Below are 25,547 nucleotides of genomic sequence, written 5' to 3'. Positions count from 1 at the left end.
GTATTGAATTGGACATACACATAAGTCATACTATTGTTAAAGTTCTGACAATTGAGCGTTGGAAGGGGAAAATTCGTATGAAAAAATTATTAGCAACGGCAATGGCAGGCATTCTGGCAGTCACGATGGCAGCATGTGGCGCGTCGGAAGAATCAACAGGTGGATCAAGCAAAAGCGATAAAGTATTGACGATGGGAACGTCAGCGGATTACTTCCCATTTGAATACATCGATACGAAAAAAGGAGAGGACATCGTCGGGTTCGACGTTGCGATCGCCAAGGAAGTCACGAAAAATCTCGGGTATGACTTAAAAATCGAAGACATGGAATTCGGAAGCCTACTCGGTGCCCTCAGCTCAGGTCGTGTCGATTTCGTCATGGCGGGCATGACACCGACAGAAGAGCGTAAGAAAAATGCTGACTTCACGGACATCTACTTCGAATCAAAAAACTTAGTCATGACGAAGGATAAAGCGATTAGTTCGGAAGACGAACTCAAAGGCAAAAAAATCGGTGTCCAGCTTGGTTCGATCCAAGAGGGACTCGCAAAAGATCGCTTCAAAGATAGCGAAGCGGTTCCTTTAAACAAAATCCCAGAAATCATTCAAGAATTGAATACAGGTCGGATTGATGCCCTCATCATCGAGGATGCAGTTGCCGTCAAATACATGGATCAAGATGCATCCCTAAAAACGTACCAGATTAAAGAAGATGGTCCAGCTGGATCAGCGATCGCCTTCAAAAAAGGGGATAAGATGCGTGACGATTTCAACAAAGAGTTGAAGAAGATGATCGACAGTGGTGAAATCGATAAATTGGCAGAAGAATGGTTCCAAAAAGAAGCAAAATAAGTCAAGTGCATGGGGGTGGGGGTAACCTCATCCCTTTTGTGCGACGTTAGGAGATTGATTATGATAGACTTTACAAAGATTCAAGATTCAATTCCATATATTCTTGAGGGGATTCCGGTCCTGTTCCAAGTCGTCATCGTGGCGGCCATTGCCGGGATGCTGATCGGAATCGTCGTCGCGGCACTGAAAATCACGAAGAGCCGTTTCCTCCGTTTCATTGGTCATGCTTACACAGCGATCTTCCGGGGGACACCATTGATTTTGCAACTGGCGATCGTCCACTTTGGATTACCACAGTTGACAGGGTATGTGACGACAGGATACCAATCGGCAATCATCGCCTTCTCCTTGAACTCCGGAGCGTATATCTCGGAAATCATTCGGGCAGGGATTCAGGCTGTTGATCGCGGACAGTGGGAAGCGGCAGATGCGCTCGGTATTTCGTATTTCAAACAACTCCGTTCGATCATTTTGCCACAAGCCTTTAAAAATATCCTTCCGGCGATCATGAACGAATTGATCACGTTGACGAAGGAATCGGCACTCGTCTCGACAGTCGGTGTGCTCGACGTCATGCGTCGTGCGCAAATCGTTGGAGGAGAAAAGGCGATTTATTTCGAACCGTTGTTGTTTGCCGGATTCGTATATTTTGTTCTCGTCATGGGATTGAGCTTGATAGGCCAACAAGTCGAAAAAGCTATGAGAAAGAGTGGGTAATCAGATGGAACCTATGATCCAAGTCACCGATTTGCATAAGCAGTTCGGAAAATTAGAAGTATTAAAAGGTATCTCGACGACAGTCACACGCGGTGAAGTCGTCGCTGTCATCGGACCGTCGGGATCCGGTAAATCAACATTTCTACGGTGTATCAACTTACTTGAGCAACCAACGAGTGGAACGATCATCGTCGATGGTTTTGAATTAACGAAACCAAAAGCGAACATCTCGAAAGCACGTCAGAACATCGGCATGGTGTTCCAACAATTTAACTTGTTCCCACATAAGTCTGTTCTTGATAACTTGACGTACGCACCAATCAACGTCCTTGGTATCTCAAAAGACGAGGCAGTCAAGCGGGCAGAGACATTGCTTGAACGTGTCGGTCTAGCTGAAAAACGCGATAATTACCCGAACCAGTTGTCAGGTGGACAAAAACAACGGGTCGCGATCGCACGTGCTCTTGCGATGGAACCGAACGTCATGTTGTTTGATGAACCGACGTCAGCGCTTGACCCGGAGATGGTCAATGAAGTACTGGACGTCATGAAACAACTGGCGGAAAGCGGAATGACGATGGTCATCGTGACACACGAGATGGGTTTCGCCAAAGAAGTTGCGGATCGTGTCTTGTTCCTCGATGAGGGGATTCTGATGGAAGAAGGTTCACCGGTCGAACTCTTTGACAATCCGAAGACGGACCGGGCGAAAAAGTTCCTCGAAAAAGTTTTATGAGCACAGCACGCTAACTCTGAAGAGGGTTAGCGTTTTTCGGTTTTTTGTATAGAGGGGGGATAAGAATGAAAAAATTGCTTGAAGGTCATCATACTCGTCTGACGCGTTTTCAATCGGAAGATACCGAAGTGATGCAACGTCTACTTGACGATGCAACGTTTGCTCGCCATTTCAGTGCGACGCCATATCGTCACTTATCGAAGGAAAAGATTGAACAGATGATGGCGACGGATGCTCCGGAGACGTTTCGGTTTGCGATTCGTAACTTCGAAGATGAACGGATGATTGGGGTGGTCGCATTAGAAGATATTTTACCGACACATGGAACGGCATGGCTGATGATTGGCATCGATCCGGATTGTGAAGGGCAAGGGTATGCAACGGATGCGCTACAGACAATCCTCGAATACGCCTTCTTCGAACTGAATCTGTACCGGATTCAATTGACGGTCTTTGAGTATAATACACGTGCGGTTCAACTGTACGAACGACTCGGGTTCGTTCAGGAAGGAAGATACCGAGCCTTTTTACGACGAGACGGGGAGCGACATGATATGTTACTGTACGGATTACTCGAACCGGAATGGAGGGAACGACAATGATTCAAGAAACGGAAGCGTTCGTCCGGTCGTTTCACGCGACGGACTTTTCAGGTCATGATTATGCCCATATCGAACGGGTTCGCCGCTTAGCCTTACATATTGCTAAACAGGAAGGCGGGAACGTCAAAATCATCGAACTGGCGGCCTTACTTCATGACGTAGCAGATAGTAAACTCGGGGGAACGGCAGAAACGGTCGCAACCTTTTTACAAGGAAAAGTGACAGAAGAAGAACAGGAACAAATTCTAGACATCATCACGAGCCTGTCCTATAAAGACGGTACACGCCCACCGATGCAAACGATCGAAGGGCAAGTCGTTCAAGATGCTGATCGACTCGATGCCATCGGTGCAATCGGGATTGCGCGCACATTTCAGTTCGCTGGCCGGTTCGGGGAGCCGATGCATGTACCTGGACTAGCACCACGAAAACCGGGTGACCGAAAGGGAGAGACAAGTGCCCTGAATCATTTCGAAGAAAAGTTATTCCGACTAAAAGATTTAATGAATACGAAAACAGCACTTCATTTAGCAGAAGAGCGACATCGCTACATGGAAGAGTTCGTTAATCGTTTTAAGCAGGAATGGGAGGGCGCTACGGGAGAAGTAGGTGATATGTAAATCAATTTAAACACATAAGGCGCGTTGTCCGGTTCATTTTCCAGACAACGCGCCTTATGTTGTATTTAACTAAGGATGATGGCAGTAATTAACCCAAGTGCTGCGAACAGACCAACGATCGCACCACCTTCCTCATGAGCTTCCGGCATCATCGTCGAAGCGAGCATCGCGATGATCCCACCGCTTGCGAAGCCACCGATCATGGCGAATTGCATGTCCGGTAGTTCTGCGAGAATCGTGTAGCCGGCGAGTGAGGCGAGGGCGGAGATCAACCAGACGACTCCCCACATCAGCAATACTTTGTTCTTCGAGAATCCATCTTTTCGCAAACCGGTCGTACTCGATAAACCTTCCGGGATGTTGCTGACGAAAATCGCCGCGACGAGTGCCGCGCTGACATTTCCCGATAACAGACTGGCACCGATCATGATTGATTCCGGGATCGCATCAAGAATCGTCCCGAAAAAAATCGCTGTTCCCGTGCCTTCGTTCCCACCAGACGAGCGTTTCCGTTTACTCGCGCCGCGTGACGAAACGAATAGGTCGAAGCCCGTAAAGACGAGAGCGCCGACGATGAAGGAGATCGCGACGACGAGCGTCGTTGACTTCTTTAATGCTTCATCGAGTAACTCGAACGTCGCTGCTCCAATCAAGATCCCGGTCCCAAACGACATGATATAACCAATCAGGCGTTGCTTTAAGGGTAAGTACAATCCGAATAGGGCACCGATGACAACGGCACCACCTGCTAGCGCTCCCCAACCGAACGCTTCCCACATACGATCGCCTCCTTCTTGTCCTTTCTACCTGTTCTAGATAATTCATAAACATAGCGAAAAGGAAGAAAAATAGTTCGCGACGCATGCAAGGGGCTGACTCAAAAAAAGAATGACGCACGCCTTTTCCTCGGACGAGACACAGGCCAGTTTTCCTGCTTCTTTCAAGCAGGAAAGCGGGTCTTGTTCGTCTCTGACAGCGCAAAGATGCGCTTTTTCCTGTAGGAGTTGCGTGAAGCGCGTCATTCTTATCTTTGTGGAGACCGACTTCTTAAGTCATTAAATCTCAATCATTAGAATGGTTGTTTATTTAACCAATGACCACCGTCAAGAGCGATACATTCTCCGTTCAAGTAGCGGGCTTGATCTGACACCATCCACGCTGCAAGCGTTGCGATCTCTTCCGGTGTCCCGAATCGACCGAGCGGGACGTTGCGACGAATTCGTTCCGCGTGTTCCGGTGATAAAGCGAGTTTGTCAGCACCACCTGTCCGTTCGATCGGACCTGGACTGATCGCGTTGACACGGGCTTGATATTTATAGCCCCATTCGACGGCAAGCGTTCGCGTCAAGTTCAGGACACCGGCTTTCGCAGCAGCACTCGGAGCGACACCAGCGCCGGCCTGCCACGCATAAGACGCAACGATGTTGACGATTTGTCCGCCAACGACTTGATCTTCCTGCCATCCTTTGACCAGAGCGTGACAGCAGTTGAATGTCCCGTTGAGGACGATATCGATGACCGTCTTCCATCCATTTAGTGATAACTCGTCGGTCGGACAGATGAAGTTCCCGGCAGCATTGTTGATCAATGCTTCGAGACGACCAAACCGTTCGCGTGCTTGATTGACAGCAGCCAGACAAGCGTCAGCATCACGGACATCCATCTGAATCGTCAGATGTTCGCCTTGAATCTGACCCAATGCTTCATCCATGAGTCGCAAGCGTTCCGCGTCGCGTCCTGTAACAACGACGTTCCAGCCGGCTTCCTTTAAGGCGAGCGCCATCGCTTTCCCCATTCCGTTCGTTCCACCCGTCACCATGATCGTTTGTGTCATATTGCTTCCTCCTTTATGTAATGAATGAACAGCCATTCATATTCTTTATTCAAAAAAGAAGGAGCGAACTCCTTCTTTTTCTGACTTATTGTGTTGCAAGAGCCGTATCTGTTAAGACAGGAACGACTTGTTTCTTACGTGAAACGACACCTTCGAGGTAAACAAGGTTGTTCGTCGCTTCAAGACCGTAAGCACGTTCGACGAGATTCGCTTCTTTCCCGAGGACGAGTCCAACAGAGTTGTTCGTCAAGATATCCGTGACGATGAAGACGAACAGATCAAGTCCTTTTGCAAGGATGACTTCGTTGATCGCTGTTTCGAGTTGTTCTTGGCGAAGTAAGACTTCAGCTGTATCGACCGTGTTGACTTGAGCGATTTCGACTTTGAGTGTTCCCATCGTGAATTCTTTTGCATCAAGTGAGATCAATTCAGGAACGGATTTTTTCGAGAGATCAGCTCCAGCTTTGAGCATCTCAAGACCGTAGACGTTCGCATCGACACCAGCGATTTCTGCGAGTTCACGTGCTGCGATGATATCTTGCTCCGTGCAAGTCGGCGATTTGAACAGGAGCGAGTCAGAAATGATCGCTGATAACATCAACCCAGCGATTTCTGGTTTGATGGCAACACCATGCTCTTTGTAGAGCTTGTTCAGGATCGTTGCTGTACAGCCGACCGGTTCTGCCCGGTAGTAAACAGGATCCGATGTCTCAAAGTTTGCGATCCGGTGATGGTCGATGACTTCCGTTACCGTAACAGCGTCGATATCGTTCGCACTTTGTTGACGTTCGTTGTGGTCGACTAAAATGACGTGTGACGCTTCTGTCGCGACTTCTGTCACTAAACGTGGTGCTGTCACTTTGAACGTATCGAGTGCGAATAACGTTTCATCATTCATTTCACCGAGGCGGATGGCTTCGGCATTGACACCGAGTGCTTTCTTTAATTCTGCATAAGCGATTGCCGATGTGATTGTATCGGTATCAGGATTTTTGTGACCAAATACTAAAACTTTTTCCATGACGTGTTCACTCCTCAATGATTGTTGTCTCGCCCTATAGTGTATCATATCTCGGATTTAGAAAGCGTTCATTTTCACCATGATACCAGCGATTTTTTCACTCCAGAAGGGGTCTGACGCGTAAAAGACGTTCATGCCTTTTTGTTTGTTTCCAAGGTACGCCCCACGGAAATAACGTCCATCCCGATCGAGATAATCCTTTGCGATGAATCGACCGGTTTGCTCGATTGAGTCCGTCAAGGATTTATAGACGGTCGCATCTTCTCCCGGCGCGGAATCGGTCGCATTGACGCCGAACAAGTTATTTTTCTCGCGGGCAATCTCAGACCGTCCATAATCGGATTCGTGAATCGCATGTGCAAGCAGATAGGCCGCGTTGACACGGTATTTCTTTTCAACGGACTTAAAGACTTTCCCTTTACCGATCAAGGGGCTGTCCGGTGCTTGCTCCTTGATGAACGCATCGAGTTGTTTGGCACTGAGACGCGTCGGTTTCGTCAAATCACGCGTTAATGTCTTCGATTCGACATATTTGCTCGTCCGAGGAGTCGTTTTCGTCGCTTCGCCGGCAACGATCAGTCCACCAAGTCCGCTGTCCGCGACGATGTAGTGAAGGAGTCGATCGCCCTTCGTCTGATAATACGATGCATTCGAGACACGTTCTGCCGGGAACGGACGTAAGCGGTCCGTTGGGACATGCCCCGTCACGCCGGCGATACTGACACGACTCGTCTGTTCACCGAACTCAAGCAACTGGACACGTGTGCCAGAAGCGACGTAAGTGAGCCGTTTCTTTAACTCAGGGTCACGATGAATCGATAGAATACCACGATCGTCGACGATCCCAGTACCTGGTCCACCGAGGTAGACGTAGCGGTCGTCCGATGAACGTTTCACCGCACCACGCTGCCCCGCGTACTCCTTCGCTTCGGTGAACGTCTGGAACTCTTGTTCCATGATTTTGCCTTTTTCATAGCGCTCAGCTGAATAAGGCGCTGGTGGGGTTAAGACGGTCTTCGGTTCCTCGCGGAGCCAAAAGAACAAGAGAACTCCGATGAGGAAGAAAAAAAGCAATCCTTTTATCGAACCGGTCCGGCGCACGGGGCGACCGGGGCGGATAGTGCGTGTCGTCAAAGTAAATCACGTCCTTTAAAAAGCAATGGACATTCGTGTCCAACGTAGGTAGTCTAACAAAGAAAAACAAAAGGGGGTGAACCTGTTGCAAATCGGTTATCGCACGCTGAAGACAGCAGTCGCTGCTGCGCTCGCGATGTGGATCGCAGAACAGCTCAAGCTCGACTATTACGTCTTCGCTGCCATCATCGCCATCTTGAGCATCCAGTCGACACGAAAGAAGACGTTTCGGTCTTCTTACGAACGCATCATGGCATCATTACTTGCCATCGTGCTCGGATTCATTCTATTCGAGGTCATCGGCTATCGTCCGGTGACGTTATTGATCTATTTCATTTTATTCCTTCCATCTGTTCAACGCCTCCGACTTCAGGACGGTTTCATCACGAGTGTCGTCATTCTGACACATTTGTATACGGAACGTCAGCTCAACGCGCACATCCTGTTAAATGAATCCTTATTGCTTGGCATTGGTGTTGGTGTCGGATTGCTTGTCAACATGTACATGCCAAGTCTCGATTTGTTGATTGACGACCGCCGAGAAAAGATTGATCAACGGATCGCTGCCTTATTCTTCGAAGTCGCCGCTGCGATCGAGACAGGGCGGGTCAATCATCATGCGTTGACGCTTGACGAGACAGAACGACTGTTACGTGAAGGGAAGGATGCCGCCTTAAAACGGATGGGAAACGCGATCGGTCGTCGGAACGATGATGAGGATTATGCCTACTTCCGGATGCGCGAACAACAATTCGAGTTACTGCGCGGTATCGTCCATCATGCCGAGGAACTGGTCCTCGTCGTCGAAGAAGGAAAAAAAGTCGCCGACTTCTTTCGGACGATTGGTGACAATGTCCGACCTGAAGCCGACGCAATGGTGTACATTTCAGAACTAGAGGCGTTATTGACACGTTTCCGTGCCTCTGCCTTACCCGTCACGCGGGAAGAGTTCGAGGTCCGCTCTGCCTTACTACACATGCTACAAGAAGCGGAGCAATATTTACGTTTAAAACAACGCTACGTCAATCAAAAGAAATAAAACATCGTCGAGGCGAACGTACCGATCAGGAAGATTGCTAAGATCCCGATCGTCGTCCATTTGATGATGCGTTGTTGTTTCGATGGTTTTGCCATATCGTCATTGACTCCTCTCTCGTATCGACTGATTACTGCCATTGTACAAACAACCTTTCAGAAGTGCAAATGACGATGGGGATGGTATACTAAAAAAGCGCTAGTGGATTGAAACATATTAGGAGGAGGGTTTTGTCATGGTCAATGAACAACGCGTATTAGATACGTTTTTAGAACTTGTCCAGATTGATTCGGAATCAAAAGAGGAGGCACGCATTTGTGCCCATTTGAAAAAAACGTTCGAGGATCTCGGATGTGAGGTGTTCGAGGATGACGCTTCATCCAAGACGGAACATAAAGGAAACAATTTAATCGTCACGCTTCCGGCAACGAAAGACGGCGTCGATAAAATTTATTTCACTTCCCATATGGATACGGTATTCCCGGGTCAAGGCATTAAACCGATCATCGAGGACGGTTACGTCAAGACGGACGGCACAACGATTCTTGGGGCAGACGATAAAACAGGTCTCGCATCTCTGATCGAACTCGTGCATGTATTGAACGAAACGAAACAACCTCACGGAAAAATTCAGTTCGTCATCACAGTCGGTGAAGAATCTGGACTCGTCGGTGCGATGGTTCTTGATCCATCGAAAATCGATGCCGATTATGGTTTTGCACTTGATTCAGATGGAAAAGTCGGAGACATCATTACGGCTGCTCCAACGCAAGCAAAAGTCAATGCGAAGATTTTCGGGAAAACAGCGCATGCTGGTGTCGCACCGGAAAAAGGTGTCTCGGCGATTACGATTGCGTCGAAAGCGATCGCGAAGATGCCGCTCGGTCGGATTGATGAAGAGACGACAGCGAACATCGGACGGTTCAGCGGTGGCGGTCCATCAACGAACATCGTTTGTGATTATGTCGAAATCTTCGCGGAAGCACGGTCACTCGTCGCTCCGAAGATGGAAGCACAGACAGAGAAGATGAAAGCGGCGTTCGAAGAAGCAGCAGCAGAGCTTGGTGGTCGTGCTGAAGTTGAAGTCAAAGTCATGTACCCAGGCTTCAAGTTCGAGGATGGAGATCAAGTCGTCGAAGTCGCGAAAGCAGCGATCACACAACTCGGACGCACGCCACGCCTCTTACATTCTGGTGGCGGATCAGATGCCAACGTCATTGCTGGTTTTGGTATCCCAACGGTCAACTTGGCTGTCGGATATGAAGATATCCACACGACGAATGAGAAGATGCCGATCGAAGAACTCGTCAAAACAGCGGAACTTTGCGTGACGCTAGTCGATTACATCACGAACAAATAAGCTGATGAAACACAAAAAAGAGTGTACCGCAACATTGCGGTACACTCTTTATCATTGTACGATTAAACTACTTGAGGACGATCAACATATTCCATAGACTCTAGAACGAGTTCTTCAGTACATAATAAGGTCGAAGCGATTTCATCGATTTGAATCGACTTTCCGTATTTTTGCCGATAACTCTCGTTCAGTTTGCGGGCTTCCCGGACGATGCGGGCATAGGTCCGTTCAATCTTAGTCATGGAAAAAACCACCTTCCAAATCTGAATAGGTACAGTTTACCATGCTTCAACAGAAGAAAGGTGTATTTTGTGTATAAAAAATGCTAATTTTACGAAAAGGGGAAAAAGATGGAATTTTATTTTTTAGGGACAGGAGCCGGTATGCCGTCGAAACAACGAAACGTCACATCGATTGCCTTGTTACACCCCAAAATGACCTGGTTGTTCGATTGTGGAGAGGCGACACAACATCAAATCTTACACAGCCCGATCAAACCACGGAAAGTCAACGCGATCTTCATCACCCATTTACACGGGGATCATATCTTTGGGTTACCAGGATTCATTAGTACAAGAGCAGCGCTGGAAGGCACGACACCGCTAACGATCTATGGACCGACCGGGATCAAAGAATGGATGGACGCGACATTACGCATCACAGGAACATATCTACGCTATCCACTCCGGATCGTTGAAGTCGAAGACGGTCAAACCTATGACCAGGATGGATTCCGCGTGACGGCGCGGTCGCTTGAACATCGCTTCCCGGCGTTCGGGTACCGACTCGAAGGACCAGAAGAGCGGGGCGCCTTGCGTGTGGATGCACTGAAGGCACTAGGCGTGCCATCCGGTCCGATCTATCGCCGAATCACACTGGAAGAAACCTTCGAATTCGAAGGAACGGTCTATCCATCGTCCGACTTTTTAGAATCACCAAAACCAGGTGTTAAGCTAGCCGTTCTTGGCGACACGATGCCGTGCGCAGCCTCGGTCGAACTGGCGCGAGACGTTGATGTATTAGTCCATGAAGCAACGTTTGCCGATCGAGAAGTCGAACATGCGGGACGCTTCGGTCACTCGACCGCTCGACAGGCAGCTGTCATTGCAGAAACGGCACGAGCGAAAAAGCTTCTATTGACGCACGTTTCCGCTCGTTATGTCGATCAAGAGGAAGTACTGGAACAAGAGGCACGAGAAGTATTCACGAACAGTCATCTCATGTTTGATCACCGGATCGTCCCGGTCAAAGGATAGACGATGGACTTTCTCATTTTATGGGCACTCTTTTTACTGGCTGCTAGCGGATTAGGTTTTTTACTCGAACGTCGGACGGAAAAAGAAAAATACTTGTACATGAAGTTCATTTTTTATGCGTGTCTCGGGGCCGTGTCGTTTCCAGTCTATGATATTCAGTTACCGCTCGGCATCATCATTTTCCTGATCGTCCTGCACCCGAAAAAGAACTCGCGTTATAAACGGTACATGGCACTCTTTGGGTTCTTATTCTTCCTGTTGCAACTCTTTCTCGGTCCGTTTGATGCGGGAGTGTTGCGGGAAGAAACACAACAGATTGGTCGCGTGACGATCACGGATGACTCATTCGACAATTTCCTTTCTCAAATCGAACGGCGTGTCGGTGAAGAGGGACTGCGGATGGAACAAAGTCGGTTGATGTTCGATCGGGGCGGGAATCTCCGGAACGCCTCGTTTGAGATGCTCGTCGAAACACCGAAACGCTTCATTCGTTACGATGTCAGTTACCAGGAGCTGACAGGAACGATTTCCTATCGACCACGTGAAGAGTTGGCGACAAAATCGTTGACATCATATTACCAGAAACTGATTGATGCGAATCAATCGTTTGAGACGTTGCGAAAGCTTTCGATTCATGAAATCTTACATGATTCCAAAACCCCTTATGTCGAGATGGATCTCGATGGGCTCTACGAAACGTTTAGTCTGCAGGATGCAACGGTCTTCTTGATTGATGACGAAGGGAAATTGATTCCGTACGTCAATACAGGGGACGATGTCTTAGCGAATGCGGTCCGTCTGACGTATTACCGTTCTGACGGTCAATCCTTACGAAATAAAACCATTCTGTTATACAATTACAGCTTTGAGACATCAAGGCGAAAAGGAGTCGTACGATGAAAAAATGGCTATTTGCTGCAAGTATCGTGTTACTTGCCGGTTGCGCGGAAGCAAAAGAGGAACAACAAACAGCGTCTTGCGAGGCGGAAGTCAAGGTATCGGTCGTGGATCACGTCAAGGATAAGACGTTATTTAATAAAGACGTATGCTTGAACGAAAAAGATACGGCACTTGATGCACTTGAAGATACAACGCTCGATGTCGTCAAAACAGGCAAAGGTGAGATGGCATATGTCACGGCAGTCGATGGGATTCGAGAGAAATCAGCTGGAACAGGTAGTGGCTGGGTCTTCGGAGTCAACGGCAAACCGGGCGAAGTCGGTGCTGGAAGTTATGAACTGAAAAAAGGAGATCGTCTCGAATGGCGATTTGAAAAAGATGCAATGGCTTATTTTGAGTAAACCAGAACGGGAGCGACTTCACCCAGTGAACGTCGCTCTCTTTTTCATCGGGATGATTACGATCCCGTTCGTCCTCACACATGATCAATCAGTGATCGTCGTCTATCATCTGCTCTTGTTTTTATTCGTTCAAGAACGGACTGTGTTTCGCTATTTAGTCCTCCCGGCTCTTTATGCCGTCATGATGTGTGTCCCGCTTCTTTATGGTGCAAGCATCGACACAGTAGCGATTTATGAAACGACGGTCCAAGTGACGCTATTCATCACGTCGAGTCAATGGATTTTTACGTTGGTTCGACTCGAGCAGATGGGACCGTTGTTTCGTTTCTTACCTCGACTGACACGATTGACGGGTATGGTGCTGGCACTGATTCCGTCTTTCTTACGCACTTGGCCCGAAGTCAAGATGAGTCATCCGAATGCGTCGCTTGCTGTTCGACTGGAGCGGATGGCCGCCTATCATATCGTACCGATTGAAGCGGTGCCGTCTCGCTTAAGACCGATCACGCGACGTGATGTTCAGACAGGCTTATTGCTTGCGGCAGGACTGGCTCTTTGTCTGACACCATGGGCAATCATTTCGGCGATGATTTTGCCCGTAGCACTATTATTTACAAAAGGGGGAATCCGGGATGCCTATCATGTATACCGACACCGATCGCGAAGAGCGACTACGTCAACAGGCGGGCGAACATGAACAACCGGTCTTGACACCGGAGCGGTTGCTTCATGGACGTGTCCGAGATCTTCTGGCGACGGGTTCCTTGTTTCGGGCAGGAGAACTCGCGACCTTGCTTGGGCTAGAAGCTTTTTTTGAAGCGGAGTCCAGTGAGCTCTCTTCCGGAGAACAACAGCTCGTCGGACTCGGTCATGCGTTGTCTTCGTCACCAAAGAGCTTGTTCTTGTCGGAACCGTTTCTCTTTCTTGATCATGTCAGGCGAAAGCGATTGATGGGATTGCTTGAAGAAATCGAAAGACGGTTTGATTGTCAGATCCATTGCTCGATGACGATACAATCCGACTTGGCGATCACGAGTCGCGCAACTGAACTGACAGGTCGTGTCCTGAATCGGATCGATAACGTCCAACACCGTTATCCGTTACAGACACGCTTTGCACTCGTGACAGCAAAATTGTCGTTTCATCAAGGTGAACGCATTGCGATCATCGGTGCGAATGGTAGTGGGAAATCGACGTTACTACGACTCGCGCTCGGTGTCGAGCGACCGCTATACGGAAAAGTCCGGCGGTCGGGGGAGACACATTATGTACCAGCGCATCCGATGCTTGCGCCATTAGACGATCGAAGCGGTAGTTTTACGACGCAAAAAAAGCGTCTCTTGGACGGTATCGATTGGAGTAAAGACAGCTATTACTTTGATGAACCGACGGCTGGACTTGATGACAGCGCACGAATGGCTTTCGTCGCATCGTGGCAGCAGAATCCGACGAATCTGATCGTCATGGCGACGCATGATCCAGTTCTCATTCGGGCAGCACAGCGGATCATTTATCTCGTGCACGGAGAAGTTGCTTTCGATGGACCGACGAAGGACTTTTTACAAGAAAGTCGGTTGTTCGTATGATCGTCGCAACGGTTCTAATCGTTTGTCTGTTTTTAGTCATGTTCGAGAGACTTCAGATGACGGATCAACGATTACGGTTCATCGCCATCATCACGGCAGCGGCAATTGTCGGACGATTGTTGTTTTCTAGTTTGCCGAACGTCCAGCCGGCAACGGCACTCGTCTTATTATTAGCCGTATTCATCCATCCGATCGTCGGAGCCATTTCTGGGATGCTTGTCGTTGTATTAACGAGCTTATTTCTCGGAAGCGGTCCGTTCGTCCTCTTTCAAGCGCTGGCGTATGCAACGATTGCCAGTTTAGGATTTGTTCCGTTTCTTCGTTACCGGATCATATTGACTGGATATGGATTTCTAGCTGGTTTCTTATACGGATGGGTGAGCAATCTCGGGTTCTTGGTATTGACCGGATTCTCGTGGCAAGCTTTTTTGACACTGCTTGTAGCCGGAGGAACGTTTGATATGCTTCACGGTTTCAGTAACGCGATTTTCATTTGGATATTGTTTCCGATTTTTTTACGAATTATGCATTCATTCGATGAAAAGAGGGGTACAGAATAGTAACATATCGAACAGGAGGGAAGGCATATGCTGGGATCGTCGATTTCGCTTGCTTATGTCGTCATGTTGCTCATCGTCTCGAGTGTCGGCTTAGTGTTTGGCAGTATTCTGTTGATGAAAGGTACGATTAGAGGACGTTATGCTGCTTGTTACTTACTTGCTGCCGCCATCTTCCCAAGCGCCATGCTCATTACCTCATCAGAAGGATTACTTTGGCAACATTTACGATTCGAGAGTTCATGGTTCCTCGCGATTGTCTCCTGGTTACTCGTCTTATCGACAGGCTACATCGTCTCGATCACGAGTGCGCTCGTCATTCGTTATCTGTATCGCTATACGACGACCTTTGATCGCATCAAACGTTATGCGACGCGGCGTTTTCGTCATCACGAGGCATAAATACAAAAACGGAAGAACCAGCTATCTGGTCCTTCCGTTTTTTTTCATGAATTCGCGTACAGGAGTTCTTCTTCTGTCGAGGATTCTTGTTGGCGAGCAGGGTCTTGAATGCGACCGGTCACTTCTGTCAGGAGACGGCGTGGCAAGAGACGAGATAAGGAAACCATGGCGCGGTTGCTTGCACCTGGAACAACGACGCGGCGTCCTTTGAGCATGCCACGGTACCCGGCGAAGGCAACGAGGTGTGACGGCATACTCTTAAACGGTAGCGTGATGTTCGCCCGGTCGAAGAAGTTCGTATCGGTCGGTCCCGGGCAGAGACAAGTCACACTGACACCCGAGCCGTCTACTTCTGTCGCAAGTGCTTCCGAGAACGACAGGACATAGGCTTTCGTTGCGTAGTAGACACTCATGTAAGGTCCTGGCATGAAGGCAGCGACCGACGCGACATTCAGGATGCGTCCGAAGCCACGTTCAACCATTCCTGGTAAGAGACGTTTCGTCAAATCCGTCAAGGCGACGACGTTGACCTGGATCGAGTTAATGTCTTCTGTTGGATCGATTTCCGCAAAGCGTCCTGACGTGGCGAAGCCAGCGTTATTGAACAATAGATCGACTGTCAATTCTTGTTCCTCTAAGTATTGCACGAGACGATCAACACTGTCGCTTAGTGATAAATCAGCAGCGAATACATAGACTTTGATCTGATAGCGTTTTTCAAGGACCTGTTGAAGCTCCTTCAATTTTTTCTCATTGCGGGCAACGAGTACACAATCGAAGCCATCTCGCGCCGCGAGAACAGCGAGATCCAGTCCGATTCCACCCGATGCACCGGTAATCAGTGCCGTTTTTCGTAACATAGGACATTCCTCCATTCGAAATCGTGAATCTGAGTCTAGTGTATACCATTCCATACCGTTCCCGCGAATCCTGTTTCGTAAGCATTTACTTTTCTTATCACTGGTTCAACCAGTATGATAGAACAGTAGAGGGGAAGTGGAACGAATGAGGAAAAAAGTAACCGTCGCCTTGTTGCTCGCGACGTTTTTAGCCGCGATCGAGGGGACGATCGTTGCAACAGCAACACCTGTCATGGCGAGTGAATTGAACGGGGCGAAATTAGTCAGTTGGATCTTTGCTGGATTCTTGTTGTTCATGGCGGTATCAACACCGATTTACGGAAAGATGGCAGATTTATATGGTCGAAAACGAGTTCTGTTATTCGGGATCGGCGTCTTCACCGTCGCTTCGTTAGCCTGTGGACTCGCTCAATCGATGGAGATGTTGATCGTTTTCCGCGCCGTCCAAGGAATCGGGGCAGGAGCTGTATTGCCGATCGCGATGACGATCATTGGGGATTTGTATACATATGAGGAGCGGGGGAAAATCCAAGGAGTGCTCAGCGCTGTCTGGGGAATCTCAGGTGTCGCTGGACCACTTGTCGGTGGATTCCTCGTCGAATCGCTTTCGTGGCGGTATATTTTCTTACTAAACGTACCGTTTGCCTTATTGTCTTTCTTCATGATCGTCGTTTACTACAAAGAGACGGTCCGTGAAACGGAGCGGAAAATCGATTACCGGGGCGCGTTATTGTTTGCGCTCGGGATGAGTGCGTTTCTATACGGTTTATTGTCGGGGAGTGAGTCGGAGACGTTCTTGCGTCCGATCATTCTAGCGAGCTTTTTCATTAGTTTCGTGTTGTTGTTCACATTTTATCGCGTCGAGAAAAAGGCGAGCGATCCACTCTTACCACCAGCAGTCATTCGCCATCCGGTCATTCTCGTGATCAACTTAGCGGTCTTCTTTTCCGCCTGGGTGCTCGTCTCGATGTCAGCGTATATTCCGATTTTTGCCCAAGGGGTACTCGGGAAGAGTCCGACTGAGGCCGGTTTCATGTTGATGCCGCTGTCGCTTTTTTGGACGCTGACCGCCATCATCGGTGGACGGACGATTGGTGTCGCCTCGCCCCGGTACCGGACGATGACAGGAATGGGATTGCTGATCGTCGGTACTGTGATTTTATCGTTAATCACGCGCGAATCAAGTGATGTCTTCATCTATCTTGCTGTTTCGCTGATCGGAATTGGTTTTGGTCTCTCACAGCCTGTCTTTATGGTCGTCTTGCAGACTTCCGTCGATTGGTCACTTCGTGGCTCAGCGACGGCCGTCAACTCGTTCTTGAGTACGACGGGACAGACGCTCGGTGTTGCGATCTTCGGTACGATCTTCAACCTATCCATCCTTCGTTCGTTTTCAGCGTCGGACACGCTCTCAGGGTACGCGATTGATCCATTCTTCCAATCGAGTACGGCAAAAACGTTCGGACAGGATGTGCAGTATGCGGCAGAAATCGCGTTATCACATGGATTACGTTACGTCTTCATCGGTGGCGTCTTTTGTGCGATTCTCGCGTTCGCGATGACATGGCGTTTACCGAAAGTTCGACCTGACGATCCACGATCGTAATGAAAAAGCGAACCAGGATGATGATCATCCTGGTTCGCTTTTGTCATTAAGAAGATTGACTAGTGGCACTCTCACGCTGGGCGAGTTGTTCGCGAATATCGCGTTCGTTGCGTCGGAGGAACAATCCGATTCCGATCAATAGTAAAGCGGCACCGGTGATTTGAATCCATGTCAGCTTCTCATCGAACAGATAGTATCCGAAGATCATCCCCCAAACCGCTTCACCAAGAATCGTGATACTGACGATGCTGGCGCTGACACGAGCGAGCGCCCAGTTGAATAAATTGTGACCGAGTAACGTCGGGAAGACGGCGAGAAGAATATACAGCCACCAATCCTGTTGGAACGCAGCAACGAGATTCGTCGATTGAATCAACGATAACAAAAGCAAGACGAGCGACGCGACAGCGTAGACACCGAACGAATAGAGGTTCGTCGAGACGCTTGTGCGGACGTGTTGACCGAGCAACCAGTAACCAGCGACTAAAATCGTTGCGAGCAAGGCAAGACCGTCCCCGATCAAGGCACGCATGCCGACAGCGATATCTCCATAAGCGACGAGACCGCCACCAAATAAGGCGACAGCGACGAACAGGAGTGCTTTGCGCGACGGATGTTGTTTGAAGAATAACGCGTTACCGGCCAGGACAAAAATCGGACTCGCGGTCACGAAGAGCGTCGAGCTCGCAACTGTCGTATAATCAAGAGAGAGGAACCACAGCCAAAAATGCCCGGCGAGCAAAATGCCACTTAATAGCATATGCCGGATCGTTGACGAACTGAGTTGCAAAAGTTCCTTCAATCGAATGAGCGGGAGCAACAACAAGGTCGAGAACAACATGCGGTAAAAGGCGACAGCCTCAATCGGGGTCTCCGCCCACTTGACGAAGATTGCCGATGTTGAAATAAAGAATAAAGCCATGAATAACGTAAAATAGGGCATGGGTACCTCCACATGTCTGAAGTAAGGAAATGAGGGTGAAGCGTGTGCAATTGATCATTGCTGAAAAACCAAAACAAGCTGAAAAACTGGCAGCACCGTATCCGTCCGTGAAGCGGGACGGCTACATTGAAATCAAGCCGTGTGACCGGTTTCCGCAAGGAGCAAAACTCGCCTATGCGGTCGGACACTTATGTGAACTGCAGGAGCCGGCGCATTATGACGCCAAATGGAAACGATGGAACTACGATCATCTGCCGATCATCCCGGAACGATTTGATTACCGACTGGCAAAAGGTAAGAGTAAACCGTACCAAGTCATCAAGAAATTATTGAATGAGCGGACGACGACTTCCATCATTATAGCATCGGATGCCGAGCGAGAGGGAGAGGCAATCGTCCGATTGATCTTACGTCTCGCGAACAACGCGAAACCACTGCAACGACTCTGGATTTCGAGTTTGACGCCTCAAGCGGTTGATCATGGGTTTGCGAACCTGCTCGATGGTAAGGAAACAGAGAACATCTTCCATGAGGCGATGAGTCGCGCTTGCGCCGATTGGCTGATCGGGATGAATGCGTCCCGTGCGTATACGACGTTACTGAAGAAGAAGGGCATCGCCGACGTTTTTTCCCTCGGACGAGTCCAGACACCGACGCTTGCACTGATCGTTGAACGGGAAAAACAGATCGAGAATTTCTTACCGGAGACGTACTACGAAGTCGAGGCGGATTTTACGCGATACAAAGGAAAATATATCAATGCGAAGAAACAGACGAAACTGAGTGACCGGGAACAGGCACAAGCGATCGTGGATCGGACGAAAGGAACCGGAATCGTCGCATCGATCGAGAAAAAACGGCAGACGGAACGTCCACCGTTTTGGTTCAGTTTGTCGCTCTTACAAACAGAAGCGAGCCGACGGTTTGGTCTCGGTGCAAAAGAGACGCTCGATATCGCGCAAAAACTCTATATCCGTGGTTGGATCAGTTATCCGCGAACGGACTCTTCCTTCGTGACGAAAGAGGAGGCGGGACAGTTCCCGGTCATTCTTGATCGGTTATTGAAGCAAGCGGAATATAGCCCAATCAAGGATGTCCTAACGAACAATCCAGCTAACGATAAACGCTACGTCAATCCGGCAAAGGTCAGCGACCACTATGCGATCATTCCAACAGAAGAGGCGGGTGCCGTCGCGAAGCTCTCTGGACGAGATGCGCAAGTCTACGATTTAATCGTTCGCCGTTTCCTTGCTGCCTTTGCACCGGACGCTGTCTCGGAGAAAACGGAAATCGTGACGACGCGTGAGATGGACCGTTTTTTGACACGCGGCAGTCGGACGATTGATCCGGGCTTTAAACAGGTCTTACAAATCGAGTCAAAGGAAGTCGAATTACCAGCCGTCGAACAAGGACAAGAGATGCCGATCAAAGGCTGTCGTCTGCTTGAGAAACAAACGGAGCCGCCGAAACGCTATACGGAAGGGACACTCATCCTCGGCATGAAAACAGCTGGCAAATTACTCGAAGATGAGCTACAAGCGATCATGAAGGAAGTCGAGGGACTCGGGACGGAAGCAACCCGTGCCGGGATCATCGACGGACTAAAACGACGCGAGTACATTAAACTTGTCAAAAAAGAGATTCATCCGACGCCAAAAGGTCGAATCTTGATCGATGCCGTGACGGGAAGTATTCTTGCTTCACCAGAGATGACAGCGAAGTGGGAAAGCCGTCTCGAGCAAATCGGCAAAGGAGAAGCATCTGCTGCCCAGTTCATTGAACAGGCGAAAAAATTGTCGGAGCATCTCGTCGTCGATGCAAAACAACGAATTGAACAACTCGCCGTTGATCCGACACAAGTCAAAAGCAAGTCCCCGCGGGGTGCAACGAATCGTCCGGTCGGTCCGTGCCCGCTGTGTCAATCAGCAGTGCTTGATCGTGGGAAGTTCTATGGCTGCAGTGGCTATCAAAAGAACAACTGTGGCTTTACGTTACCGAAAACGATCCTTGGTGCCCGACTGACGCAAACGGAAGTCAAAAAAGTACTAGCGGGTCAAAAAACAAAGCCACTCGAGATGAAAAAGAATGCGCGCCAGTTTAAGGCGATGCTCTATCTCGAACGCGATCAATTAAAATTCGAATTCACGAAAGGGGAAGACTGATGCAATACGAACTGATTCAAAATCAATCATTTCGTCCTGTCTTTGAACGACTGTTACAGGAAGGGCGCCGCTTGACGGTCTGGTTTCCGGATCATATCGAGGTACAGTCGGCAGAAGGACTGGTCGAAGAAGCAGAAGAACTGTTTGGTGTGACAGCGGAAGTGATCGATGATCCACAATCATTCGGAAAACACATCCTACTTCCGTACTTGACGGAAGTCGAGCACCGGGAAGATGGATTCATCCGCTACGAAGCTGAGCTGACAGAAGAGTTACGCCAACTCGTCCGCGAATTGACATTACCGATGCTGACGGAGGGCGACTTCGAAGTGTTGTATTCATATCAAATCGAGACGGAGACGGAACGCTTCTTCGTTGAAGACTGGTTCCAAGCTGACTTACAAAAACTACCTAACTAGGTGAAACTTTCTTGAAGAGGATGACGTAGGATAAGTGATCGTCATCATTCTATTCATTTGGAGGGTTCACTATGTTCACAGTAGCATTCATGGAAGGCGAACTGGGAGGCGACGGCTTCTTCTCGGGCATGCCGATTTTCATGGTCGGATTTTTTGTTCTCATCATCGGTTTCATTCTGTTTGGAGTTATCTCTGCGGCCTCAAAGGGAATTTCGACGAATTCATTGACGCAACAACTGCGCGAGCATGCGGCGCGTCTCGTCAGTCCGGATGAATCGGATGCACTGAATTACGTCGCTTACTTAGAAACGTTGACAAGTTTTCCGGTGGAAAAGACGAATCTCGAACCGTTTCGGATTGCGACTGGCATCTTAAGGCTCGTCCAAGGAACGGATCAAATTTCCGAAACGACGAAAAAACAAGTCGTCGCCCAATACTTACGGCTCGGTATTTTGGATGCGGATCATTTAGCGGACGAACAGCCGGTCCGGAGCCATAGCAATAGCCATCACCATCATCATTAAAAAAGGGTCCTCAGGGGCTCTTTTTTTGTTGAAAACGATCGAATCGTGACATCTAATTGTCATATACAACGATTTAGATTAAAGTTGTATGAAATTGAAATCTTTTTGAGCAGAATGCTGTGTATTGATTGAAAAAAGTTTACAATGAATGGACGGGAATACCTTTATTGCTGGAGAAGAATAAAGGGAAAGGAGTTGAATTCTTTTAATGAAAACATGGCTGAATCGAACGATCGGACGGCAAATCATGTCTGCGTTTTATGTGATTTTTCTGACACTGCTGCTAACGACAGGTGGTGTCTACCTATATACGAAACAACAGGTGGATGAATCACGGCAAGAATTAAAGATGTTAAACGAACATCGGACACGGGCGACGGATTTGTACGAATCATGGCAAAGTATGCAGTACGAAATGCGGGGCTTCGTCTTGCTTGGTGACGAAGAAATGCTGAAGGAAATCGAAGAAAAGAAAAATGGTATCAATCAACAAACGACGTGGTTCGAGCGAAATGCACGTTTTAAAGAAGAACGACAGTATGCAACGGACGCACGGGAACTCTACACGGCGTATACCCAACGCGTCATGCCAAGCCTCGTCAATTATGTCGCGGCGAAAAAAGACGGCAAAGTGACGGAACCGTTCTTGAAGATGCCGACGCTTGGAAAGGTCACGAAATCAAAACCACTCGATCCACAGCGGAAGTTTAACATCAAGACGAAGAGTGCGGCTGATATGAGTTCAAGTATCGTTGATATGGAGACGGTCTTCACAAAATATCGTAATTCCTTAAACGATCAAGAGATGGCAGCGCAAGAGCGGCTTGGTAAACAAGTCAACTCGTCGCAAATTCTCGGAGCAGTCAATATTGCAATCCTCTTATTGATTACTCTCGTTTTCGTCCGACCATTCGTCCGCCGCTTGACGCGTCAGTTGCGTCAGTTGAACCGGGAAAGTGGACGACTCGCTAAAGGTGAGGATGCGACACCGATCGTCATCACGAATCGTCAAGATGAGATTGGTGAGTTGACGACGACGTTCAACCAGATGGCAGCCGCTATTTCCGGGCAAAAACATCAACTCGTCGCAAGTAACGATGAACTACAAAGTCAACAGGAAGAATTAATTGCCCAGCAAGAAGAGCTTCAATCGCAACAGGAAGAGCTCGAAGAAGCACTCGACATCACGTTGCGCAACGAGACCCATTTGCGTTATCGCAATGAGTTGACCGAGACACTCGCGTCTCGTGAGACGTTGACGGCGTATCCAGCGATCATCGAAAAATTGATTACGATCACCGATGCGGAGCTCGGAGCAATCGTCTTCTTAGAGCAAGACCGTTATACGGATCTCGTCTCGTACGGGATGACGTCAGCTCAGGAGCACCAGTTATTGCACGCTTCGACGTCATTACTCGAACGCGCACGTCTTAATAAACGTGCCGTTCGCTCGACGAAACAAGTCGCGAGTCATCATCCGCTCCCGTATCCATACACTATGTACGAAATCGTCGTACCGGTGATGGATCCAGCGACGAACACAATGATTGCAAGCATTTATCTCGTCCGTTACCGAGATGCCTTTACGGAAGAGCAGACGAACGAAATCTGGTCGTTCTCCCGTCAATTGGCACTCTCCTTGCTCCGGATGCGTGTCTTTGAAGAAGTCGAACGAGAACGGGAAAAGACGTCCAAACTTCTCCATTCGATTCGGGAAGCGGTCATCTATATCGAAGGAGAGACGATTTTTGCCAATAAACCATTGCTCGCTTTATTCCATCATCCGGCGCACGATCAAGTGGCGGAAGAAGGATTGATGACGCTCGACGTCAAAATCGAAGAGTTGGCAGTGCAAGTCGATCAACATGAGGCGTTCTTAACCTACATGGATCACGTCTGCAGTCAGGAAATTCCGACGGAGAGCTTGGCGTTGTCCTTAAACAAGGAAGAGCGATTCGTCACGCTGTATGCAGAGGAAATTCATTACGGTGGTTGTTTCCGCGGTACGATGCTCGTCTTACGTGACGTGACGGCAGAGACAGCGATCGACCGGATGAAATCGGAATTCGTCTCGACCGTCTCGCATGAGTTGCGGACACCGCTTGCCTCGATTTACGGCTACACGGAATTGATGCTCGCGCGCGACGTACAGGAATCAAAACGTCAACGGTATCTCGAGACGATTCATGCAGAAACCGAACGGTTGACGAATCTCGTCAACGACTTCCTCGATGTCCAGCGCATGGAATCGAGTCAGCAACAGTATGACTTTAAACCGCTTGATCTGACGAAAGTCATTCAGGAAACGGTCGAGTTCCATACCGCTTCGGCAAAAGATCACGAGCTTGTCCTTGATTTTGAAGAAACGACGACGGGTCGGATTCATGCCGATGAACAAAAAATGCGCCAGTTGTTCACGAACCTGATCAACAATGCGATCAAGTATTCACCAGATGGTGGTCAGATCACGATTACGATGCGTCAAGTCGAAGACCGGGTTCAGTTGAAGATCGAAGACGAAGGGATTGGTATTCCGCGTCACGCGCTACCACAACTGTTCAGTAAGTTTTACCGAGTCGATAATTCGGATAGTCGAAAAATCGGCGGTACCGGTCTTGGTCTTGCGATTTGTCAGGAAATCGTTCGTTCGCATGAAGGAATGATTCATGTCGAATCAACGGAAGGTGTCGGGTCGGCGTTCATCGTCGAACTACCGATCGTCCAGTCCGTCGTACCGGTCACGGAATCGGCAGATGAATGTTAATGTCAAAAACGTTCTTTGATTGAAAAATCAAAGAACGTTTTTTGTTGGTTTCATCTGCAAAACGGGAATTAACTACTATCAAACAGAAAGGAAGTGAGGAGATGCGGCGAAGCAGATGGCCTTGTTAAGTCCGACGATCACTCATGCTTTGGATCCTGATCGAAGCTAGTAGTTCGTTCATTCCAGCTTATGTGATTGAGCGCTTTTACTGGGAAGACCGGGGAATGAGCATTGCCGAAGTCGTCATCGCAGAAATCGTCTTTGCTTGGGTCATGTTGATTGGTGAGGTCCCGTTCGGTTTGTTATCCGACCGGTGGGGCAGAAAGCCGTTCATTCTGGCTGGTTTCGTATGTGAGTGGTTATCCTTTACGGTGTTGCTTGAAGCCTACTCATTACCTGCCTTCCTCTTGGCGATGGTCCTTGCCGGCATCGGTGGCGCAGCACTTAGTGGAGCGCTTGAAGCCCACGTCTATGAAACATTGCGAATGCAAAGGATAGAAGAGCGATTCGAGACGGTCTGGCGACTGATTTCAATCGGTGGTTTATTGACATCAGGACTCGCGGCACTTGTCGGAAGTTACGCCGTGCGATCGGTAGACTTGATTTGGCACTATCACGTGTCCTGGTGGGTATTGCTCGGAACAGTACTGCTGACGTTTTTCTTAAAGGAAGCAGCGCGAGAACAGGACGGAGAGACGAGTTCGTTGAAGACATTGCTAAACGGTATTTCGTTTCGACGCGTTTACGTCCGAATTCTTTGTCTTGTCTTGTTATACGGGGCGACGATTGATTTCGTCGATGAGTTTTGGCAACTCTATCTACGGGATCAAACGATACCGATGGTCCATTTCGGATTCGTCTTCGTGTTATTCCAAATCATGCAGGCGATTGGTGCTTCCTTATCTCGGTTCCGATCGCCCGTCGGATGGGCGATGATCTATATCGTGTGTCTTGCCGGATTGTCGGTTGCCTCTCCGCTCGTCAGTATCGGTTTACTCGGTATGCTGTACTTGTGCTATGGCTGGGCTGAGCCTTATGTGACCACTGTCATCCAAGAAGTTGCGCCGCCAAATGGACGTGCAACGTTTACGTCGCTGATCTCAGTCATTGAACGGTTAGCTGTGCTTGGAACCGGTACGCTGTTCGTCTTCGTCGAACGTGTCTTCTCGCTTCAGATGACCTATGCCGCGCTCGGTCTCGTCTCACTTATGCTGCTTCTGTTGTATAGTGTGACGCGAATGCGTCAGAACTGAATC

General features: G+C 48.8%; 28 protein-coding genes. 20 read left to right on the top strand and 8 right to left on the bottom strand.

All coding sequences use genetic code 11. The features are described from left to right. Positions 1-77: 77 nt before the first annotated feature. From AYO36_RS09535 to AYO36_RS09515, 5 genes are all read left to right on the top strand, one after another. Positions 78-851, top strand: a complete 774-nt coding sequence (locus tag AYO36_RS09535) for a transporter substrate-binding domain-containing protein (RefSeq protein WP_023467617.1) — start codon at positions 78-80, stop codon at positions 849-851. A 57-nt stretch (positions 852-908) separates the two neighbouring features. After that, positions 909-1,568, top strand: coding sequence for an amino acid ABC transporter permease (locus AYO36_RS09530; protein ID WP_041255309.1), 660 nt, complete (start codon positions 909-911; stop codon positions 1,566-1,568). 13 nt (positions 1,569-1,581) lie between these two features. Then, entirely contained in the window at positions 1,582-2,304 is a 723-nt protein-coding gene (locus AYO36_RS09525) for an amino acid ABC transporter ATP-binding protein (protein ID WP_041255311.1), read from the top strand. Between the two features lie 65 nt (positions 2,305-2,369). Next, positions 2,370-2,906, top strand: a complete 537-nt coding sequence (locus tag AYO36_RS09520) for a GNAT family N-acetyltransferase (protein WP_055966817.1) — start codon at positions 2,370-2,372, stop codon at positions 2,904-2,906. After that, positions 2,888-3,526 carry an HD domain-containing protein gene (locus tag AYO36_RS09515; protein ID WP_064300266.1) on the top strand — a complete coding sequence of 213 codons (639 nt, stop codon included), beginning with the start codon at positions 2,888-2,890 and terminating at the stop codon, positions 3,524-3,526. Before AYO36_RS09520 ends, AYO36_RS09515 begins: the two co-directional genes overlap by 19 nt. 65 nt (positions 3,527-3,591) lie before the next feature. Here AYO36_RS09515 and AYO36_RS09510 read toward each other — a convergent pair whose 3' ends face one another. The 4 genes from AYO36_RS09510 to AYO36_RS09495 form a co-directional block, all read right to left on the bottom strand. Continuing rightward, complete coding sequence (locus tag AYO36_RS09510; protein WP_047390876.1) at positions 3,592-4,305, bottom strand: ZIP family metal transporter; 714 nt, start codon at positions 4,303-4,305, stop codon at positions 3,592-3,594. Between the two features lie 290 nt (positions 4,306-4,595). After that, on the bottom strand, positions 4,596-5,360 hold the full coding sequence (gene fadH / locus AYO36_RS09505) for a 2,4-dienoyl-CoA reductase (RefSeq protein ID WP_064300265.1): 765 nt from the start codon (positions 5,358-5,360) through the stop codon (positions 4,596-4,598). An 85-nt stretch (positions 5,361-5,445) separates the two neighbouring features. Further along, positions 5,446-6,381, bottom strand: a complete 936-nt coding sequence (locus AYO36_RS09500) for a manganese-dependent inorganic pyrophosphatase (protein WP_064300264.1) — start codon at positions 6,379-6,381, stop codon at positions 5,446-5,448. 57 nt (positions 6,382-6,438) lie between these two features. Then, a complete protein-coding gene (locus tag AYO36_RS09495; protein WP_064300263.1) occupies positions 6,439-7,515 on the bottom strand; it encodes an N-acetylglucosaminidase in 1,077 nt (358 codons plus the stop codon). Positions 7,516-7,600: 85 nt separating this feature from the next. Between AYO36_RS09495 and AYO36_RS09490 the strand changes: the two genes are divergently transcribed. Further along, positions 7,601-8,554, top strand: a complete 954-nt coding sequence (locus AYO36_RS09490) for an aromatic acid exporter family protein (protein WP_023467626.1) — start codon at positions 7,601-7,603, stop codon at positions 8,552-8,554. Here AYO36_RS09490 and AYO36_RS16775 read toward each other — a convergent pair. Continuing rightward, complete coding sequence (locus tag AYO36_RS16775) at positions 8,542-8,691, bottom strand: hypothetical protein (protein ID WP_156501846.1); 150 nt, start codon at positions 8,689-8,691, stop codon at positions 8,542-8,544. The two genes, AYO36_RS09490 and AYO36_RS16775, sit on opposite strands and share 13 nt — an antisense overlap. Positions 8,692-8,786: 95 nt before the next feature. On the opposite strand from AYO36_RS16775, the gene AYO36_RS09485 reads away from it, so the two are divergent. After that, the gene (locus tag AYO36_RS09485; RefSeq protein ID WP_064300262.1) at positions 8,787-9,911 is read left to right on the top strand and encodes a M20/M25/M40 family metallo-hydrolase; all 1,125 of its coding nucleotides are present in this window, start codon (positions 8,787-8,789) and stop codon (positions 9,909-9,911) included. Between the two features lie 62 nt (positions 9,912-9,973). Here AYO36_RS09485 and AYO36_RS09480 read toward each other — a convergent pair whose 3' ends face one another. Then, positions 9,974-10,153: a hypothetical protein gene (locus AYO36_RS09480; RefSeq protein WP_023467629.1), complete on the bottom strand. Its 180-nt coding sequence runs from the start codon at positions 10,151-10,153 to the stop codon at positions 9,974-9,976. A gap of 108 nt (positions 10,154-10,261) precedes the next feature. Here AYO36_RS09480 and rnz point away from each other — a divergent pair, with 108 nt between their 5' ends. The 7 genes from rnz to AYO36_RS09445 are packed head-to-tail and all read left to right on the top strand — an operon-like array spanning position 10,262 to position 15,013. Then, a complete protein-coding gene (rnz, locus tag AYO36_RS09475) occupies positions 10,262-11,167 on the top strand; it encodes a ribonuclease Z (RefSeq protein ID WP_055966808.1) in 906 nt (301 codons plus the stop codon). Positions 11,168-11,170: 3 nt separating this feature from the next. After that, positions 11,171-12,067, top strand: a complete 897-nt coding sequence (locus AYO36_RS09470; RefSeq protein WP_055966805.1) for a hypothetical protein — start codon at positions 11,171-11,173, stop codon at positions 12,065-12,067. After that, positions 12,064-12,468 (top strand): DUF4430 domain-containing protein, encoded by a 405-nt coding sequence (locus tag AYO36_RS09465; RefSeq protein ID WP_055966801.1) that lies wholly within the window; start codon positions 12,064-12,066, stop codon positions 12,466-12,468. The genes AYO36_RS09470 and AYO36_RS09465 overlap by 4 nt, the downstream gene beginning before the upstream one ends. Next, positions 12,446-13,165: a hypothetical protein gene (locus tag AYO36_RS09460; RefSeq protein WP_058712924.1), complete on the top strand. Its 720-nt coding sequence runs from the start codon at positions 12,446-12,448 to the stop codon at positions 13,163-13,165. The genes AYO36_RS09465 and AYO36_RS09460 overlap by 23 nt, the downstream gene beginning before the upstream one ends. After that, the gene (locus tag AYO36_RS09455) at positions 13,101-14,054 is read left to right on the top strand and encodes an ATP-binding cassette domain-containing protein (RefSeq protein ID WP_082874219.1); all 954 of its coding nucleotides are present in this window, start codon (positions 13,101-13,103) and stop codon (positions 14,052-14,054) included. The genes AYO36_RS09460 and AYO36_RS09455 overlap by 65 nt, the downstream gene beginning before the upstream one ends. Next, positions 14,051-14,614, top strand: coding sequence for a hypothetical protein (locus AYO36_RS09450; protein WP_064300261.1), 564 nt, complete (start codon positions 14,051-14,053; stop codon positions 14,612-14,614). The genes AYO36_RS09455 and AYO36_RS09450 overlap by 4 nt, the downstream gene beginning before the upstream one ends. Positions 14,615-14,641: 27 nt before the next feature. Beyond that, entirely contained in the window at positions 14,642-15,013 is a 372-nt protein-coding gene (locus AYO36_RS09445) for a hypothetical protein (protein WP_064300260.1), read from the top strand. Between the two features lie 44 nt (positions 15,014-15,057). Here AYO36_RS09445 and AYO36_RS09440 read toward each other — a convergent pair whose 3' ends face one another. Next, on the bottom strand, positions 15,058-15,873 hold the full coding sequence (locus tag AYO36_RS09440) for an SDR family NAD(P)-dependent oxidoreductase (RefSeq protein WP_023467637.1): 816 nt from the start codon (positions 15,871-15,873) through the stop codon (positions 15,058-15,060). 145 nt (positions 15,874-16,018) lie between these two features. On the opposite strand from AYO36_RS09440, the gene AYO36_RS09435 reads away from it, so the two are divergent. Further along, on the top strand, positions 16,019-17,479 hold the full coding sequence (locus tag AYO36_RS09435; RefSeq protein ID WP_064300259.1) for an MDR family MFS transporter: 1,461 nt from the start codon (positions 16,019-16,021) through the stop codon (positions 17,477-17,479). A 46-nt stretch (positions 17,480-17,525) separates the two neighbouring features. Here AYO36_RS09435 and AYO36_RS09430 read toward each other — a convergent pair whose 3' ends face one another. Further along, positions 17,526-18,422 carry a DMT family transporter gene (locus tag AYO36_RS09430; protein ID WP_023467639.1) on the bottom strand — a complete coding sequence of 299 codons (897 nt, stop codon included), beginning with the start codon at positions 18,420-18,422 and terminating at the stop codon, positions 17,526-17,528. Between the two features lie 44 nt (positions 18,423-18,466). Between AYO36_RS09430 and AYO36_RS09425 the strand changes: the two genes are divergently transcribed. From AYO36_RS09425 to AYO36_RS09405, 5 genes are all read left to right on the top strand, one after another. Further along, positions 18,467-20,584: a DNA topoisomerase III gene (locus AYO36_RS09425; RefSeq protein ID WP_064300258.1), complete on the top strand. Its 2,118-nt coding sequence runs from the start codon at positions 18,467-18,469 to the stop codon at positions 20,582-20,584. Next, the gene (locus AYO36_RS09420) at positions 20,584-21,003 is read left to right on the top strand and encodes a hypothetical protein (RefSeq protein ID WP_047390976.1); all 420 of its coding nucleotides are present in this window, start codon (positions 20,584-20,586) and stop codon (positions 21,001-21,003) included. The genes AYO36_RS09425 and AYO36_RS09420 overlap by 1 nt, the downstream gene beginning before the upstream one ends. A gap of 71 nt (positions 21,004-21,074) precedes the next feature. Continuing rightward, positions 21,075-21,527: a hypothetical protein gene (locus tag AYO36_RS09415; protein WP_064300257.1), complete on the top strand. Its 453-nt coding sequence runs from the start codon at positions 21,075-21,077 to the stop codon at positions 21,525-21,527. Between the two features lie 208 nt (positions 21,528-21,735). Beyond that, entirely contained in the window at positions 21,736-24,291 is a 2,556-nt protein-coding gene (locus tag AYO36_RS09410; protein WP_064300256.1) for an ATP-binding protein, read from the top strand. A 143-nt stretch (positions 24,292-24,434) separates the two neighbouring features. After that, on the top strand, positions 24,435-25,544 hold the full coding sequence (locus tag AYO36_RS09405) for an MFS transporter (protein WP_064300255.1): 1,110 nt from the start codon (positions 24,435-24,437) through the stop codon (positions 25,542-25,544). Positions 25,545-25,547 lie beyond the last annotated feature (3 nt).

The sequence above is a fragment of the Exiguobacterium sp. KKBO11 genome (assembly GCF_001644945.1).
GTDB classification, from domain to species: domain Bacteria; phylum Bacillota; class Bacilli; order Exiguobacteriales; family Exiguobacteriaceae; genus Exiguobacterium_A; species Exiguobacterium_A abrahamii.
Note: the sequence above shows the minus strand (reverse complement) of the source record. Positions and strands in the feature narration are given on the sequence as shown.

What these genes read in the sequence shown, in the direction of transcription:
- AYO36_RS09535 (WP_023467617.1), top strand. Translation starts at nt 78, where the DNA reads ATGAAAAAATTATTAGCAACGGCAATGGCAGGCATTCTGGCAGTCACG.
- AYO36_RS09525 (WP_041255311.1), top strand. Translation starts at nt 1,582, where the DNA reads ATGATCCAAGTCACCGATTTGCATAAGCAGTTCGGAAAATTAGAAGTA.
- AYO36_RS09520 (WP_055966817.1), top strand. Translation starts at nt 2,370, where the DNA reads ATGAAAAAATTGCTTGAAGGTCATCATACTCGTCTGACGCGTTTTCAA.
- AYO36_RS09515 (WP_064300266.1), top strand. Translation starts at nt 2,888, where the DNA reads ATGGAGGGAACGACAATGATTCAAGAAACGGAAGCGTTCGTCCGGTCG.
- AYO36_RS09510 (WP_047390876.1), bottom strand. Translation starts at nt 4,305, where the DNA reads ATGTGGGAAGCGTTCGGTTGGGGAGCGCTAGCAGGTGGTGCCGTTGTC.
- fadH (WP_064300265.1), bottom strand. Translation starts at nt 5,360, where the DNA reads ATGACACAAACGATCATGGTGACGGGTGGAACGAACGGAATGGGGAAA.
- AYO36_RS09500 (WP_064300264.1), bottom strand. Translation starts at nt 6,381, where the DNA reads ATGGAAAAAGTTTTAGTATTTGGTCACAAAAATCCTGATACCGATACA.
- AYO36_RS16775 (WP_156501846.1), bottom strand. Translation starts at nt 8,691, where the DNA reads ATGGCAGTAATCAGTCGATACGAGAGAGGAGTCAATGACGATATGGCA.
- AYO36_RS09485 (WP_064300262.1), top strand. Translation starts at nt 8,787, where the DNA reads ATGGTCAATGAACAACGCGTATTAGATACGTTTTTAGAACTTGTCCAG.
- AYO36_RS09480 (WP_023467629.1), bottom strand. Translation starts at nt 10,153, where the DNA reads ATGACTAAGATTGAACGGACCTATGCCCGCATCGTCCGGGAAGCCCGC.
- rnz (WP_055966808.1), top strand. Translation starts at nt 10,262, where the DNA reads ATGGAATTTTATTTTTTAGGGACAGGAGCCGGTATGCCGTCGAAACAA.
- AYO36_RS09470 (WP_055966805.1), top strand. Translation starts at nt 11,171, where the DNA reads ATGGACTTTCTCATTTTATGGGCACTCTTTTTACTGGCTGCTAGCGGA.
- AYO36_RS09465 (WP_055966801.1), top strand. Translation starts at nt 12,064, where the DNA reads ATGAAAAAATGGCTATTTGCTGCAAGTATCGTGTTACTTGCCGGTTGC.
- AYO36_RS09460 (WP_058712924.1), top strand. Translation starts at nt 12,446, where the DNA reads ATGCAATGGCTTATTTTGAGTAAACCAGAACGGGAGCGACTTCACCCA.
- AYO36_RS09455 (WP_082874219.1), top strand. Translation starts at nt 13,101, where the DNA reads ATGCCTATCATGTATACCGACACCGATCGCGAAGAGCGACTACGTCAA.
- AYO36_RS09450 (WP_064300261.1), top strand. Translation starts at nt 14,051, where the DNA reads ATGATCGTCGCAACGGTTCTAATCGTTTGTCTGTTTTTAGTCATGTTC.
- AYO36_RS09445 (WP_064300260.1), top strand. Translation starts at nt 14,642, where the DNA reads ATGCTGGGATCGTCGATTTCGCTTGCTTATGTCGTCATGTTGCTCATC.
- AYO36_RS09440 (WP_023467637.1), bottom strand. Translation starts at nt 15,873, where the DNA reads ATGTTACGAAAAACGGCACTGATTACCGGTGCATCGGGTGGAATCGGA.
- AYO36_RS09435 (WP_064300259.1), top strand. Translation starts at nt 16,019, where the DNA reads ATGAGGAAAAAAGTAACCGTCGCCTTGTTGCTCGCGACGTTTTTAGCC.
- AYO36_RS09430 (WP_023467639.1), bottom strand. Translation starts at nt 18,422, where the DNA reads ATGCCCTATTTTACGTTATTCATGGCTTTATTCTTTATTTCAACATCG.
- AYO36_RS09420 (WP_047390976.1), top strand. Translation starts at nt 20,584, where the DNA reads ATGCAATACGAACTGATTCAAAATCAATCATTTCGTCCTGTCTTTGAA.
- AYO36_RS09415 (WP_064300257.1), top strand. Translation starts at nt 21,075, where the DNA reads ATGTTCACAGTAGCATTCATGGAAGGCGAACTGGGAGGCGACGGCTTC.
- AYO36_RS09410 (WP_064300256.1), top strand. Translation starts at nt 21,736, where the DNA reads ATGAAAACATGGCTGAATCGAACGATCGGACGGCAAATCATGTCTGCG.
- AYO36_RS09405 (WP_064300255.1), top strand. Translation starts at nt 24,435, where the DNA reads ATGCTTTGGATCCTGATCGAAGCTAGTAGTTCGTTCATTCCAGCTTAT.